Annotated in this window: 16 protein-coding genes; 6 read left to right on the plus strand and 10 right to left on the minus strand. The window is 72.5% G+C overall.

What is annotated here, in order from left to right; translation table 11 throughout:
* Positions 1-14 precede the first annotated feature (14 nt).
* On the minus strand, positions 15-731 hold the full coding sequence (locus ACWCHM_RS27455) for a DUF2786 domain-containing protein (protein WP_421489689.1): 717 nt from the start codon (positions 729-731) through the stop codon (positions 15-17).
* Positions 732-857: 126 nt separating this feature from the next.
* On the opposite strand from ACWCHM_RS27455, the gene ACWCHM_RS27460 reads away from it, so the two are divergent.
* On the plus strand, positions 858-1,271 hold the full coding sequence (locus tag ACWCHM_RS27460; protein WP_281901377.1) for a hypothetical protein: 414 nt from the start codon (positions 858-860) through the stop codon (positions 1,269-1,271).
* Between the two features lie 51 nt (positions 1,272-1,322).
* Here ACWCHM_RS27460 and ACWCHM_RS27465 read toward each other — a convergent pair whose 3' ends face one another.
* Positions 1,323-1,712: a hypothetical protein gene (locus ACWCHM_RS27465; RefSeq protein ID WP_281901378.1), complete on the minus strand. Its 390-nt coding sequence runs from the start codon at positions 1,710-1,712 to the stop codon at positions 1,323-1,325.
* A gap of 183 nt (positions 1,713-1,895) precedes the next feature.
* On the opposite strand from ACWCHM_RS27465, the gene ACWCHM_RS27470 reads away from it, so the two are divergent.
* Positions 1,896-3,248 carry an ABC transporter substrate-binding protein gene (locus ACWCHM_RS27470; RefSeq protein ID WP_204958537.1) on the plus strand — a complete coding sequence of 451 codons (1,353 nt, stop codon included), beginning with the start codon at positions 1,896-1,898 and terminating at the stop codon, positions 3,246-3,248.
* Between the two features lie 45 nt (positions 3,249-3,293).
* On the opposite strand, the gene ACWCHM_RS27475 is transcribed toward ACWCHM_RS27470, so the two are convergent.
* Together ACWCHM_RS27475 and ACWCHM_RS27480 are read right to left on the minus strand one after the other, a co-directional pair.
* The gene (locus ACWCHM_RS27475) at positions 3,294-4,037 is read right to left on the minus strand and encodes an enoyl-CoA hydratase/isomerase family protein (protein WP_281901381.1); all 744 of its coding nucleotides are present in this window, start codon (positions 4,035-4,037) and stop codon (positions 3,294-3,296) included.
* Complete coding sequence (locus ACWCHM_RS27480; protein ID WP_204958947.1) at positions 4,034-4,888, minus strand: 3-hydroxyacyl-CoA dehydrogenase family protein; 855 nt, start codon at positions 4,886-4,888, stop codon at positions 4,034-4,036. The genes ACWCHM_RS27475 and ACWCHM_RS27480 overlap by 4 nt, the downstream gene beginning before the upstream one ends.
* A gap of 169 nt (positions 4,889-5,057) precedes the next feature.
* Here ACWCHM_RS27480 and ACWCHM_RS27485 point away from each other — a divergent pair, with 169 nt between their 5' ends.
* Positions 5,058-5,360, plus strand: coding sequence for a hypothetical protein (locus tag ACWCHM_RS27485; RefSeq protein WP_204958535.1), 303 nt, complete (start codon positions 5,058-5,060; stop codon positions 5,358-5,360).
* Positions 5,361-5,392: 32 nt separating this feature from the next.
* Here ACWCHM_RS27485 and ACWCHM_RS27490 read toward each other — a convergent pair whose 3' ends face one another.
* Positions 5,393-6,175, minus strand: a complete 783-nt coding sequence (locus ACWCHM_RS27490; RefSeq protein ID WP_204958534.1) for a class I SAM-dependent methyltransferase — start codon at positions 6,173-6,175, stop codon at positions 5,393-5,395.
* A gap of 43 nt (positions 6,176-6,218) precedes the next feature.
* On the opposite strand from ACWCHM_RS27490, the gene ACWCHM_RS27495 reads away from it, so the two are divergent.
* Entirely contained in the window at positions 6,219-6,608 is a 390-nt protein-coding gene (locus tag ACWCHM_RS27495) for a PPOX class F420-dependent oxidoreductase (protein WP_204958533.1), read from the plus strand.
* A gap of 115 nt (positions 6,609-6,723) precedes the next feature.
* Here ACWCHM_RS27495 and ACWCHM_RS27500 read toward each other — a convergent pair whose 3' ends face one another.
* Both ACWCHM_RS27500 and ACWCHM_RS27505 read right to left on the minus strand, forming a co-directional pair.
* Entirely contained in the window at positions 6,724-6,933 is a 210-nt protein-coding gene (locus tag ACWCHM_RS27500) for a BldC family transcriptional regulator (RefSeq protein ID WP_007073996.1), read from the minus strand.
* 251 nt (positions 6,934-7,184) lie between these two features.
* Positions 7,185-8,024 (minus strand): hypothetical protein, encoded by an 840-nt coding sequence (locus ACWCHM_RS27505; protein WP_204958532.1) that lies wholly within the window; start codon positions 8,022-8,024, stop codon positions 7,185-7,187.
* 211 nt (positions 8,025-8,235) lie between these two features.
* Here ACWCHM_RS27505 and ACWCHM_RS27510 point away from each other — a divergent pair, with 211 nt between their 5' ends.
* Both ACWCHM_RS27510 and ACWCHM_RS27515 read left to right on the plus strand, forming a co-directional pair.
* Positions 8,236-9,318 (plus strand): Glu/Leu/Phe/Val family dehydrogenase, encoded by a 1,083-nt coding sequence (locus tag ACWCHM_RS27510; protein ID WP_204958531.1) that lies wholly within the window; start codon positions 8,236-8,238, stop codon positions 9,316-9,318.
* Between the two features lie 340 nt (positions 9,319-9,658).
* Positions 9,659-9,877 (plus strand): DUF3073 domain-containing protein, encoded by a 219-nt coding sequence (locus ACWCHM_RS27515; RefSeq protein WP_088641959.1) that lies wholly within the window; start codon positions 9,659-9,661, stop codon positions 9,875-9,877.
* A gap of 181 nt (positions 9,878-10,058) precedes the next feature.
* On the opposite strand, the gene amcA is transcribed toward ACWCHM_RS27515, so the two are convergent.
* The 3 genes from amcA to purM all read right to left on the minus strand — a co-directional run bounded on the left by amcA (position 10,059) and on the right by purM (position 12,648).
* Positions 10,059-10,292 (minus strand): multiple cyclophane-containing RiPP AmcA, encoded by a 234-nt coding sequence (gene amcA, locus ACWCHM_RS27520; protein ID WP_204958530.1) that lies wholly within the window; start codon positions 10,290-10,292, stop codon positions 10,059-10,061.
* Positions 10,261-11,364 carry a cyclophane-forming radical SAM peptide maturase AmcB gene (gene amcB, locus ACWCHM_RS27525; RefSeq protein ID WP_454223194.1) on the minus strand — a complete coding sequence of 368 codons (1,104 nt, stop codon included), beginning with the start codon at positions 11,362-11,364 and terminating at the stop codon, positions 10,261-10,263. Before amcB ends, amcA begins: the two co-directional genes overlap by 32 nt.
* A gap of 129 nt (positions 11,365-11,493) precedes the next feature.
* Positions 11,494-12,648, minus strand: coding sequence for a phosphoribosylformylglycinamidine cyclo-ligase (gene purM, locus ACWCHM_RS27530; protein ID WP_204958528.1), 1,155 nt, complete (start codon positions 12,646-12,648; stop codon positions 11,494-11,496).
* Between the last annotated feature and the right edge of the window lie 33 nt (positions 12,649-12,681).

Genomic DNA, 12,681 nt, shown 5'->3' on the forward strand with positions numbered 1-12,681 from the left:
GAGAACCAGGCCGGTCAGCGGGGCGGGCCACCGAGGGGTGTCCGACCGGTCGGGCGGCCGACCGGATCGGGACCGCCGAGGTCGGCCCGGTGGCCGGCCGCCGCGCCCGCGCCGAACCCGGAGCCGGCGAGCCGGCGGGTCGGCGCGGTCCGTAGCCGGGGATAGACCTCGGCGACCCGGCGGGCCACCCGGTCCGAGCGGTCGGCCAGCACCAGCGCGACCGAGGGCGTGCCGCGTTCGGCCGCCGCACCCGCCTCGGCGGCCCGGAGCCGTTCGGCGACCACCCGGGCGAAGCCGGCCAGCCAGGAGCGGCGGAACGCGGCCGGGTGTTCGCCGGAGGGGACCACGGTGCCGGCGAGCCCGTGCGCGGCCTGCACCAGCAACGAGGTGAAGAGCAGGTCGACCCGTTCCAGGTCGCTGGCGAAGCCGAACAGGTGCAGCACGAACCCGCTGCCGTCGGGTCGGCGTACGCAGCGGCAGCGCAGCGGGTCGGCCACCGCGGCGAGCAGCCCGGCCTTGTCCCTGGCGTACGGGGCGACGACGTCGACCACCCGGTCGCCGACCGGGTCGGTGGTCGGGTCGCGGGCGGCCAGCAGGGCCCGGTCGACGCCGTACCGGGCGATCAACTCGGTGGCCTTGGCGGTGAACGCGGCCGACTCGGCGGGGGTGCAGGCCGGGTCCTCGGCCTGGGCCAGGAGCTTGCGCACCTTGCTGAGCATCGCCTCGGACATGCGTCACTGGTACCACAGAAGGTTCACCGGTCTGTCACAGCGGGATCGGAGATCGACAGATATCATCGCCACTCACCGCGCCCTGTCCACGACACAGGGTCCGTCCTCTTCCCTGGAGGCACCACCATGGCATCCCGGACCGCCCGCCTGACAGCGATCGTCGCCACCCTGCCCCTGCTCTGGTACGGCGCACCCGCGCACGCCGCGCCGGAGGCGAACCTCTTCGCGTCGGCCGCCACCTGCTACGGCGGGGCGGTCCGCTCGTACTTCCAGGTCGGCGGGTGGGGTGGAGACGCCGGGCCCTACAAGGCGAGCACCAGGTGCCAGGACGTCAACGTCAAGAACAGCAGCGAGTTCGGCACCGAGGCGTGCGTGGTCTTCATCGACAAGACCAGCAAGTGCAACTACCTCACCTACCTGCCGGCGAAGTCGGACTGGATCACCGTCGCCACCAACGTGCGCGACGGCGCGAACTTCAAGGTCCGCTTCTCCAACCTGCGCTACGAGTACGAGCCGCTGGTGGCGTACCACGCGTACTGAACCCTGCCGTCGGCCCTGCCGCCGTGGGGACGGGCGGTGGGGCCGGGTGGGTCAGCCGGCCCGGCTGCGCAGCGTCGCCACCGCCGAGCCGGCGAGGGTGAGCAGGCAGTCCGGCAGTTGCCCGTCGGCGACCGCCGCCCCGAACAGCGCCTCGCCGGTGTCGGCGTCGTGGTTGGCGTACGCGCTGACGAACCGGGCCACCCAGCGGGTGTCGTACCCTGCCTCGTCGATGCCGGGGAAGTCCAACGCGCAGCTGCCGGGCGGCGGCGGGTCACCGACCATCGTCGCGGCCAGGGTCCAGGCGACCGTGTAGGCCCCGGCGAGCCCCGACCGGTCCACCACGGCGTCGAATGTGCCGACCACGGCGTCGCCGTCCCCGTTCAGCGCCGAATGGAGTACGGCGGTAGCGTCGGCGAGCGTCTGATCCGGTACGTCGGTCACCTGCGGCACAGTAGGACGCCAGGTCAAGCGGGCGGACCCCGGAAACGGTGACCACCTGCCGGCACAGCGTGACGGAGCGTGCGTTGCACTGTCGGGCCGGCGACGGGGGCCGCCTCCCTGCTCCCACGGCCCCTGCCGGCACGCTATGGTGCGCACCGGACCTGCGCCGGAGGAAGGACCACCATGCTCGTAACCCGCGGCCCGCGCGCGGCCATCCTGGCGGCCTGTGCGTCGTTGCTGCTCGCCGTCAGCGCGTGTGGAACGACCGACAAGCCCGAGGAGGCGGCCACTCCGCAGGTGCGTCTGTACGGCACCGACGGCAACATGCAGAACTCCTTCGCCGCCGAGTTGAAGGACCGGGCCGACCTCGTCGACGGCATGAAGGGCACCACCCCGCTCACGCCGCTCAGCGACGACTTCAAGCAGCGGCTCCGTACCGTCGACTCGAAGCTGACCGACTACCTCTATGCGGCGGAGTCGTACGACGCGGTCATGATCAGCGCGCTGGCCGCCCAGCTCGCCGGCAGCACCGATCCGGCCGACATCGCCAAGCAGATCGTCGGGGTGACCACCAACGGCCAGCGCTGCACCGACGCGGCGAGCTGCCTGGCCCTGGCCCGGGACGGTCAGGACATCGAATACCGTGGCCCGTCGCTGAACCGGGCCGGCTTCACCGATCTCGGGGAGCCGGCCACCGCCAGCTACGCCACCCTGCACTTCGACAACCAGAAGATCAACGACGCGAAGACCGAGTTCGTCGGTGCCGGGGACGAGTCCGGGGTCAGCACCAAGGCCGCACCGAAGGCGAAGAAGCAGCGGGGCGGGGGCAACGACCGCAGCGACGGCTCCCCGCTGATCATCGGCGGCCTGCTGCCCAAGACCGGCGACCTGGCCCTGGCCTATCCGCCGCTGGCCGCCGGCGTGGCGCTGGCGATCAAGGAGATCAACGCCGCGGGTGGGGTGCTCGGTGATCCGGTGACCTGGTTCGACGGTGACGACGGCACCAACCCGGCCGTGGCCAAGGCCACCGTGGCCTCGCACGTCAAGAACAAGGTGCAGGTCATCATCGGGGCCGCCGCGTCCGGGATCTCCGCCGCCGTGTTGCCTGACGTGGTGGCGGCCGGCAAGATCCTCTTCTCGCCGTCCAACACCGATGCGGGGTTGAGCCAGGCCGACGACAAGGGCCTCTACTTCCGGACCGCGCCGCCGGACAGCCTCCAGGGCCGGGCGCTGGCCGACGTGATCCTCCGCGACGGCCCGCACAAGATCGTGGTGGTCGCCCGTAAGGACTCCTACGGCGAGGGCCTCCAGGAGACCGTCCGCGCCGAGCTGGAGCGGGCCGGCTTCGGCAACGACCGGGTGAAGCTGCTCACCTACGAGCCGCCGGCCGACGCCAAGGCCCCGCCCGTCGACTTCGGCAGCCTGGCCGGCGAGATCAAGAACTACCAGCCGGAGGCGGTCCTGGTCATCGGCTTCGGTGAGTCCGCCGGGCTGATCAAGGCGCTGGCCGACGCGGGCGTGCCGATCCGCCACTGACACCGGCGGGGGCGGCACCGGTCCGGTGCCGCCCCCGCTCCCGGCTCACCGGGGCCGGCGACGCTCCAGGAACTCGGTCATCCGGCGGTGCTTCTCCTCGTCCTCGAAGAGCACCGCCTGGCTGACCAGGTCGAGCTGCGGGTGGGCACCGGGCGGGGCGTCCACCGCGAGCTTGGTCAGCCGCAGCGCCAGCGCGGAACCCTTCGCCATCTCGTCGAGCAGCCCGTGTGCCGTGGGCAGCAGCTCGGCCGGCTCGGCCACCACCCGGTTGACCAGGCCGATCCGCAGCGCCTCGTCGGCGTCCACCCGGCGGCCGGTGAAGAGCAGTTCCTTGGCCCGGCCCTCACCGACCAGGGCCGGCAACCGGTGGGTCGCCCCCGCGCCGGCCAGGATGCCCAGCCGCACCTCCGGCTGGCCGAAGACCGCCCGTGCCGTGCACACCCGCAGGTCGCAGGCGTACGCCAGTTCCGCGCCGCCGCCCAGCGCGGGGCCGTCCACGGCCGCCACGCTCGGCATCGGCAGCGCCCGCAGCCGGGCGAAGGCGGCCGAGTTGATCGCGGCGAGCGCGTCCAGCCGGCCCCGCTCGCGGAGTTGACCGATGTCGGCCCCACCGGCGAAGAGCCCGTCGGTGCCGCCGGTGAGCAGCAGCAGCCGGGGCCGGGCCTCCAGCGCGGCGCAGACGTCGTGCAACGCGCCGATCAGGTCGGCGTCGATGGCGTTGCGTTTCTCCGGCCGGTCCAGCGTCACCACCACCCGGTCGGGCAGTTCCTCCACCCGTAGCCCGCTCACTGCCGGCGACCGTCCTTCCACACGTAGAAGCCCTGGCCGGACTTCTTGCCGAGTTTTCCGGCGGCGACCATCTCGACCAGCAGCGGGGGCGGGGCGAACCGGTCACCGTAGGCGGCCTGGAGGGTCCGGGCGATGTCCAGCCGCACGTCGAGCCCGACCAGGTCGGTCAGCTCCAACGGGCCGACCGGGTGCCGGTAGCCGAGCACCATCGCCTTGTCCACGTCGGCCGGTGCGGCCACCCCGTCGGCGACCATCCGGATCGCCTCCAGGCCGAGGGTCACCCCGAGCCGGGAGGTGGCGAAGCCGGGCAGGTCGCGTACGACGACGGGGTCCTTGCCCAGCCGACCGGCGAGCGCGACCGCCGCCGCGGTGGTCTCCGGCGCGGTGGCCGCGCCGACCACCACCTCCAGCAGGGTCATCGCCCAGACCGGGTTGAAGAAGTGCAACCCGAGGAAGGACTCCGGCCGGGCCAGCCCCTGCGCCAGCTCACCGATGGGGATGCTGGAGGTGTTGCTGCCCAGCAGCGCCGGGCGCAGCCGTTCGGCCTCGGCGAGCACCGACCGCTTCAGGTCGGGCCGCTCGGGCACCGCCTCGACGATCACCTCCGGCGCCGGGGCGACCTCGGCGAGCGCGCCGCGCAGGGTGATCCGGGCCCGCTGCGCGGCAGCCTCGTCGGCAGCGAGCTTCCCGCGCTGCACCGCCCGTTCACACAGCTCGTCGAGGCGGACGGCGGCGGCCTCGGCCCGCCCCCGGTCCACCTCGACCAGTTCGACCGGGTAGCCCGCGCCGGCCGCCACGTAGGCGATGCCGAGCCCCATCGTGCCGGCCCCGACGACGACAAGACGACTCATGGACGCTCCCTCACTGCGTACGGCGGCGTGCGGGGTCTCCGGCACGCCCTGCCGCTCGCTCCGCTGGCTCATGGGTGCGACCCTATGCAGCACCGTTCCCGGCGGCATGCGTGGGGGACCGCCGCACCGGGTACTGACGGCCCAACGTCAAGGGAAGGAACCAGTCGACATGAGCCAGGCACCGGAGACCGTGGACAGCGGCACCACCGACGGCACGGCGGTCGTGGAGACGCGCGGCGACGAGCGCGTCGACCTGCTCCGCGCCGACACCAACAACGACGGCAAGACCGACGTGTGGGTGGTGGACACCGACGGCGACGGCCGGGCGGACCTGTTCCAGTTCGACACCGACGGCGACGGCAAGGTCGACATCACCATGGTCGACCTCGACGAGGACGGCACCCCGGACGAGGTGGTCGACGGCGACGGTGGCCTCCCCCCGGAGCAGCTCCCGCCGACCGTCCAGGTCTGACCGGAGGGCGGGGGGCCCGACCGGGCCCCCGCTCACCTGCCACGCAACCGAAGGGTGGCCAGGTAGTACGGGGCGTCGCGGTCGTCCACGTCGGTCAGCTGCCACGGGGTGCCCCGGACCAGCTCGGCCAGTTCCTCGGCGGAGCACACCAGGTAGTCGAACCACTCGGTGCCCAGTTCGCGGTAGCGCAGCCGCAGCCGCAGTTGCCCGCCGAGTCGACCCCGCCGCCGGTTCCGCTCGTGGTAGCCGGTGTGCACCGGATCCGTGGTGCCGTACGGGTCGGTGCCGTGCGCGATGACCTGCGCGCCGGGCCGGGCCAGGGCGGCCAGCGCGGCGAGGAACGCCGGGGCCCGCTCCCGCCCCTCGAACAGCCCCAGGTTGTTGCCGAGCAGCAGGAACGTGTCGTAGCGCCGGCCGTCGGCGACGTGCTCGTCGACGGTGCCGAGGACGAGGTCCCGGACCCCCCGGTGCCGGCTGACCCGCAGCGCCCCCGGCGAGGTGTCCAGCCCGGTCACCGGGATGCCGCGCTCCTGGAGCAGCAGCGCGATCCGCCCGCCGCCCACCCCGACGTCCAGGGTGGCACCCCGGGTCCGGTCCACGGCCCGGTGGTCGTACGGCTGCCAGTGTTCCGGCCCGTCCAGGTAGTGCGCGGCGGGGGCCCCGTTGACCAGTCCGTCGTCCCGTTCGATGATCTCGATGACCGGTCGGGGCAGCCGTCCGCCGACCAGCGGCCGGGGGCCGATCCCGGTGTGCACCGCGTACGCGTCGCGCAGCAGTTCGCCGAACACGTCGCCGAGTCGAGGTTCTCCGCTCACGGCCTGCACGCTATCCGGGTCCGGCCGCCGTATCCTGGGCGGCGTGACCGACCTGGACCGCCTGGCGGCGGAGAAGTACGTCCTGCTGACGACGTTCCGCAAGGACGGCCGTGCGGTGTCCACCCCGGTCTGGGCGGTCCGCGACGACGACACGCTGGCGGTCTGGACGGTCGCCGACTCGGGCAAGGTCAAGCGGATCAGGCGGGACGGCACGGTGACGGTGGCCCCGTGCGACGTGCGCGGCCGTCCGCTGGGTGAGGCGGTGCCGGGTCACGCGGTGCTCTGCGGCCCGCAGGAGAGCGGCCGGGTACGCGACCTGCTCAAGCGCAAGTACCGGCTGCTGGGGCGGTTGACCCTGCTCGGCAGCCGGCTGCGCCGGGGCGAGGCGGGCACCGTCGGCATCCGGATCAGCCTGACCGCTCCGCCCGGGTGACCGGGTGCCGGCCACGCCGGTGGCACTGCCCGGGGGTGGAGAACGACTCAGGGGCGGTGGTACGTCGCTGCTGCGACGTCCGCCCGCCCCTGAGGTCCGTAACGTTCTGACCGGGTCAGTCCCCCTGGCGCTGCTGGGGGATCTGGCCCTGTAGCAACGCCCGCACCTCCGACTCACGGTACCGACGGTGTCCGCCCAGGGTTCGGATCGCGCTGAGCTTCCCCGCCTTGGCCCACCGGGTCACCGTCTTCGGGTCGACACGGAACATCGACGCCACCTCGGCCGGCGTGAGTAGCGGCTCTGGTTCGTGCGTTCGCGATGCCATCGGTCACTCCTCCACATGGATAGACATCGGCCGGGGTCCCGCCGGCCGACGCGTCTCCCATGGTCCGGCTAGTCCCCGATGTCCGACATGGGCCGAACGGCCGAAGGTCCCTAGACGGACGGATGAACCATGCCCGATTTATCTGACTTTTACACGGCAGAAAGTACCTTATTCGGACTCATGATCACGGTTCGTGATGCGTCAACTACGAGTATGACTCATAATTGACAGGAGGAATGGGCGATATCTGGTTAATTGCACCGCTCCAGCAGCTGGATCGCGCGCCACCTGGCCACCAACCGGTCGTACGCCGCCGACGCCTCGTCGGTCTCGCCCCGGGAGAGCCCGGCCAGGCCGCCTGCCACCAACTCCGGCGAATCGTCAGCGGCGAGCGTCTCGTCGGAGAGCAACTGCACCAGGCCGCCGTAGTCCAACTCGACCACCGAGCGGGGATGGAACTCCTCCAGCCAGCGGGCGGCCTCCTCGACCGCCTCGGTGATCGGCGCGGCCCCGACCGACTTCTTGAGCACCGACAGCGCCCGCGAGGCCCGCCGCCGGGCCTTGGAGATCTCCGTGCGGTAGCGCAGCGTCCGCCGCTCCGGCCGGGTGACCAGCTCCCGCTCGCCCGCCTCGACGAGCACGAACCACCGCAGCGGCACGCCCCAGGTCGCGATCTGCTCGTGCAGCCGGGGCACCCCGTGCTCCAGCACCCGGGCGCCGCTGCGCCAGTCCTCCACCACCGTCTTGGCCTGCCCGGCCAGAATCGGTGGGACGAACGCGTCGGCGATCACCGACGGCACCCCTTCCCGGGCGCTCAGGGCCGCCTCGGCCACCCGGACCCGCAGGTTCCACGGGCAGACCAGCAGCGCGTCGTCGACCTCCAGCACGTACGCCTCGTCAGGCAGGTCGGGCAGCCGGGTCCAGCCCGCGCCGAGGGCCGCGATGACCGCGGTCCGTTGCCGGCCCGGACCCTCCAACGGGGCCACCGCCCGCCCCTCCCGAACGTAGCGTCGCCAGTACGACTGACGGTCCCGGTCGAAGGCGGTCAGCGGCTCGTACACGCGCAGGTAAGAAGCGAAGAGCGACGGCACCGCGCGATCCTTTCACGAAACCCGGTACCGGTGCCGCTGCCGTCGTGCGCGACCGGAACACCCGGCGGGCGGCTCCCGGCCGGCCCGGTGGCGCACGACGTGGACGACGGCCCGGTTCCCGACCGATATTAGGCTGACCAGCGCCGGCAGCATCCCCGCCGGCGACCGGGTCCACGCCCCACAAGGGCGTACACCGACACAGGAGCGAGCCATGGGCGTATTCGTGAGCACCGACGACCCCGGACCGGCCGGCCACGAGCAGGTCGTCTTCTGTCAGGACAGGCAGAGCGGCCTCAAGGCGATCATCGGCATCTACTCGACCGCGCTGGGGCCCGCGCTCGGCGGCACCCGGTTCTACCCGTACGCCAGCGAGGAGGCGGCGCTGGCCGACGTGCTGGACCTGTCGCGCGGGATGGCGTACAAGAACGCGCTGGCGGGGCTGGACCTGGGCGGTGGCAAGGCGGTCATCTGGGGCGATCCGAACCAGGTCAAGAGCGAGGCGCTGCTGCGCGCGTACGGACGGTTCGTGCAGTCCCTGGCCGGGCGCTACTACACCGCCTGTGACGTGGGCACCTACGTGGCCGACATGGACGTGATCGCGCGGGAGACCCGGTACGTCACCGGGCGCAGCGTGGAGCACGGCGGGGCGGGCGACTCCTCGGTCCTCACCGCCTGGGGCGTCTTCCAGGGGATGCGGGCCGCCGCCGAGCACGTCTGGGGCACCCCGAGCCTGCGCGGACGCCGGGTCGGGGTGGCCGGGCTGGGCAAGGTCGGCAGGCACCTGACCGGGCACCTGGTCGACGACGGGGCCGAGGTGGTGGCGACCGACGTCGACCCGCGGGCGCTGGAGTGGGCGCGGACCAACCACCCCGGGGTCGCCCTGGTCGCCGACGCCTCCGCGCTGGTCGCCGCCGACATCGACGTGTACGCCCCGTGCGCGCTGGGCGGCGCCCTGAACGACGACACCGTGCCGGCCCTGCGGGCCCGGGTGGTCGCCGGCGCGGCCAACAACCAGCTCGCCCATCCCGGCATCGAGAAGCTCCTCGCCGACCGGGGCATCCTCTATGCCCCCGACTACGTGGTCAACGCCGGTGGGGTCATCCAGGTCGCGGACGAGATCGAGGGCTTCAACTTCGACCGGGCCAAGCTGCGGGCCACCCGGATCTTCGACACCACCCGGCAGATCCTCCGGTTGGCCGACGACGAGGGGGTGCCGCCGGCGGTGGCCGCCGACCGGCTGGCCGAGCGCCGGATGGCCGACGTGGGTCGGCTGCGCGCCATCCACCTGGGCTGAGCGCGCGTCCCGGGCGCGGTGACGGTCCGCGCCCGGGAGGCGACCACCCGTACCGGCCCGGTTTCCGTGCGGCTGTCGGCCCCGGCGGGTGGACCACGCGCTAGCATGGCGTTTCGCGGCTTTTGGGGCTGCTTGACCGGCGTCATGGGCGGTTCGCCACTGACCCCTTACCGGGTACACTCGGTGACGGGTGGGTGACTGCGACGCGCAGGGCCGGCAGACGGTAACCCGAGGTGCCGAACGGTGGCATCCCCATGTACCGTAAGAGCCACGAGAGATGCCTGACGTCATCGGGGCCCGCCTTCGGGCTGCCCCGCATTCTGTGCGAGGGGGTCGAGCCATGGGGCGCGGCCGTGCTAAGGCCAAGCAGACGAAGGTGGCGCGGGAGTTGAAGTACCACTCCCCGAACACCGACCTCACCGCCTTGCAGCGCGAACTGGCGGGTGCTGGTGGGAAGTCTGAGCAGCACTTCGACGACGACTACAAAGAGTATGTCGACGACGACGATGAGGATCATGCGGACGACGACCCGGACCCCTGGGCTCCTCCGACCCGCTGACCTCCGGTCACACTGAGCACGCGGCAACTTTCCGCGTGCTCACGCATGTGCCCGACCAGAGCAGCGTCACCACCGACGATCAGGGACCCGCCACCCCCGGAACACGCTCCGGCAGGTAGGCGCGGTCCCTGATCGGGGTGGCCGGGGCCCGTCGCCGTACGGCGAGGCCGGTCACCACCGCTCAGCGCGGCCGGTTGTTCCAGTTGTAGAAGGTCGGAATGTTCTCGAAGTGGTTCCAGGCGCAGACCGCGCCGGCACCCTCCGGGTCCGACACCTCCGCCCGGTGGCGACGCGCGGCCTCGGCCTCGTGGAGCAGGGCGGAGAGCCCCGAAGCGGCCTCCCGCACCCGGTCGGCGACCTGGTCCGGGCCGACCCCGACCCGCTCAGCCGGCTGGTGACTCGTGGTCTCGGGCATGCTCCAACACTCCCTCCAATAGGCGGATCTTGCTGTTGCGGCAGTGCTCGGTCTCCGTACCGTCGAACCGCCCCTGCTCGAAGTAGCGGTTGGCCGCGTGGCCACCGCCGCAGAAGCCGAAGTACGGGCAGGACGACCGGCACGCCTCGACGCCGGTGAGGAACTCACCCACCCAGCCCGTTCCCGCCGCCCCGGCCAGGATCTCGGCCAGCGGGGTGGCCAGCACGTTACCGCTGCTGAAGTCGCCGTACCGGGCGTCGGTGAAGCCGGCCAGCTCGGGGGAGAGCACGGTCACCGAGCCGTCGTGGCCGATCGTCGGGATCGGGTCGAGCTGCCGGGGCAGCAGGTCGCCCTCCGCGCCGGCCAGCACCGCCGCCGCATATCGCAGCGACCACTCGACCTCACGCAGGTGCACCCTCGGTGCCCGCCGCCAGGCCGCCACCAGCTCCGCCCAGAACGCGGTCACCGCCGCCGCGTCGTGCGCGTTGCTGCGGGTGTTGACCCCCTCGGTCTCCTCGATGTTCAACCCGAGCACGTCACACCCCAGGTCGAGAAAGTAGTCGTACAGCTCGGTGGCGAGCCCCGGCGTCGGCCGGCTCACCACCGCCAGCGCCGAGAACGGCAGACCGTACCGGCGCAGCGCCGCGACCCCCCGGACGATCCGGTCGTACGCCGGCCGGCCGGCCCGGGTCACCCGGTCGCCGTTGCGGGCGGCCGGACCGTCCACGCTCACGCTCACCCGCACCCCGTGCGCGGCGAAGAACGCGCACCAGGCGTCGTCGATCAGGGTGGCGTTGGTCTGCACGTGGTGCTCCACCCCGGCGGGGAACGCGGCGATCAGCGCCGCCAGGTGCTCCCGGCCGGCGGCGAGCGGCTCACCACCGTGCCAGACCACCGAGAACCGCCCCCGCGCCACCCACGGGGTCACCGCGGCGGCGACCGCCTCGGCCACCGCGAGCGGCATCCGCCGGTCGGCCGACCGGTGCGGCAGATAGCAGTACGCGCAGTCGAGGTTGCACAGCGTCGTCGGCTGCATCACCACGTACGACGGGATCGCCGCGATCCCCTGCATGCCCGTCACGGACCGGCACCGAGCAGCCATCGACCCTCCTCCCCCATGCCCGAAGTGTCCTTCAGGCTAGGCGGCGACGGCCGCTCGGGTGAACCCCCGACCAGGCGTCCGGCCGAGCAGCCCCGCCGGTCAGCCCCGGGTGTGCTGGCCGATCATCTGCACGTTGCCGGTGCCCTCGATGATCTCGCCGGCCTGCCAGGCGTCCACACCCCGGCCGGCCAGGGTGGCCAGCGCGCGGTCGGCGTCCTCGGCGGAGACGATGGCGAACATGCCGACGCCCATGTTGAACGTCGACTCCATCTCCGGGTCGTCGATCCGGCCCTTGGACTGGATCAGGTCGAAGATCGGCTGCGGCTTCCAGGTGGCCCGGTTGACCACCGCGTCGACGTGCTCGGGCAGCACCCGGACCAGGTTGCCGGGGATGCCGCCGCCGGTGACGTGGGCGATCGAGCGCACCTCCGCCTCGGTGATCAGCTTCAGGCAGTCCTGCGCGTAGATCTTGGTCGGGGTGAGCAGCTCCTCGCCGAGGGTGCGCTGCCGGCCGAAGTCGTCGATCACCACGTCCAGCCGCATCCGGCCGGCCCCGAGCAGCACGTGCCGGACCAGGGAGTAGCCGTTGGAGTGCAGGCCGGACGAGCGCATCGCGATCACCACGTCGCCCACCTCGACCCGGTCCGGGCTGAGGATCTCGCTCTCCTCGACCACGCCGACCCCGGTCGCGGAGACGTCGTACTCGTCGGGACGCAGCACGCCCGGGTGCTCGGCGGTCTCGCCGCCGAGCAGCGCGCAGCCGGCGTACCGGCAGCCGTCGGCGATGCCCGCGCCGATCTCGGCGACCCGGTCCGGCACGACCTCGCCGGTGGCGATGTAGTCGAGCAGGAACAGCGGCTCGGCCCCGCACGCCACCAGGTCGTCGACGACCATCGCGACCAGGTCGATGCCGATCGTGTCGTGGATGTCGAGCTGCTGGGCGATGACCAGCTTGGTGCCCACCCCGTCGGTGGAGGACGCCAGAATCGGGTTCTTGTACTTCTTGGTGTCCAGCCGGAACAGGCCGGCGAAGCCGCCCAGGTCACCCATGACCTCCGGCCGCCGGGTCTCCTTCACCTTCGACTTGAGCAGCTCGACCGCCCGGTCGCCCGCCTCGATCGACACCCCGGCGTCGGCGTACGAGACCGAGCGTTTGCGGGTGGTGCGGCCGGTCCCCGCCGTCCAGGGCTGACGGTCGCCACCGGCGCCGCTCGGGCTGCTTCCTGCGCCGCTGCGCTCGGACACGTAGGTCACGGTTCTCCCCTTTGTGGTTCTCGGTGCCGCGCC

The organism is Micromonospora sp. SCSIO 07396 (genome assembly GCF_053667945.1).

Coding starts and splice junctions, on each gene's coding strand:
- ACWCHM_RS27455 (WP_421489689.1), bottom strand. CDS start 731: ATGTCCGAGGCGATGCTCAGCAAGGTGCGCAAGCTCCTGGCCCAGGCC.
- ACWCHM_RS27460 (WP_281901377.1), top strand. CDS start 858: ATGGCATCCCGGACCGCCCGCCTGACAGCGATCGTCGCCACCCTGCCC.
- ACWCHM_RS27470 (WP_204958537.1), top strand. CDS start 1,896: ATGCTCGTAACCCGCGGCCCGCGCGCGGCCATCCTGGCGGCCTGTGCG.
- ACWCHM_RS27480 (WP_204958947.1), bottom strand. CDS start 4,888: ATGAGTCGTCTTGTCGTCGTCGGGGCCGGCACGATGGGGCTCGGCATC.
- ACWCHM_RS27485 (WP_204958535.1), top strand. CDS start 5,058: ATGAGCCAGGCACCGGAGACCGTGGACAGCGGCACCACCGACGGCACG.
- ACWCHM_RS27500 (WP_007073996.1), bottom strand. CDS start 6,933: ATGGCATCGCGAACGCACGAACCAGAGCCGCTACTCACGCCGGCCGAG.
- ACWCHM_RS27510 (WP_204958531.1), top strand. CDS start 8,236: ATGGGCGTATTCGTGAGCACCGACGACCCCGGACCGGCCGGCCACGAG.
- ACWCHM_RS27515 (WP_088641959.1), top strand. CDS start 9,659: ATGGGGCGCGGCCGTGCTAAGGCCAAGCAGACGAAGGTGGCGCGGGAG.
- amcA (WP_204958530.1), bottom strand. CDS start 10,292: ATGCCCGAGACCACGAGTCACCAGCCGGCTGAGCGGGTCGGGGTCGGC.
- amcB (WP_454223194.1), bottom strand. CDS start 11,364: ATGCAGGGGATCGCGGCGATCCCGTCGTACGTGGTGATGCAGCCGACG.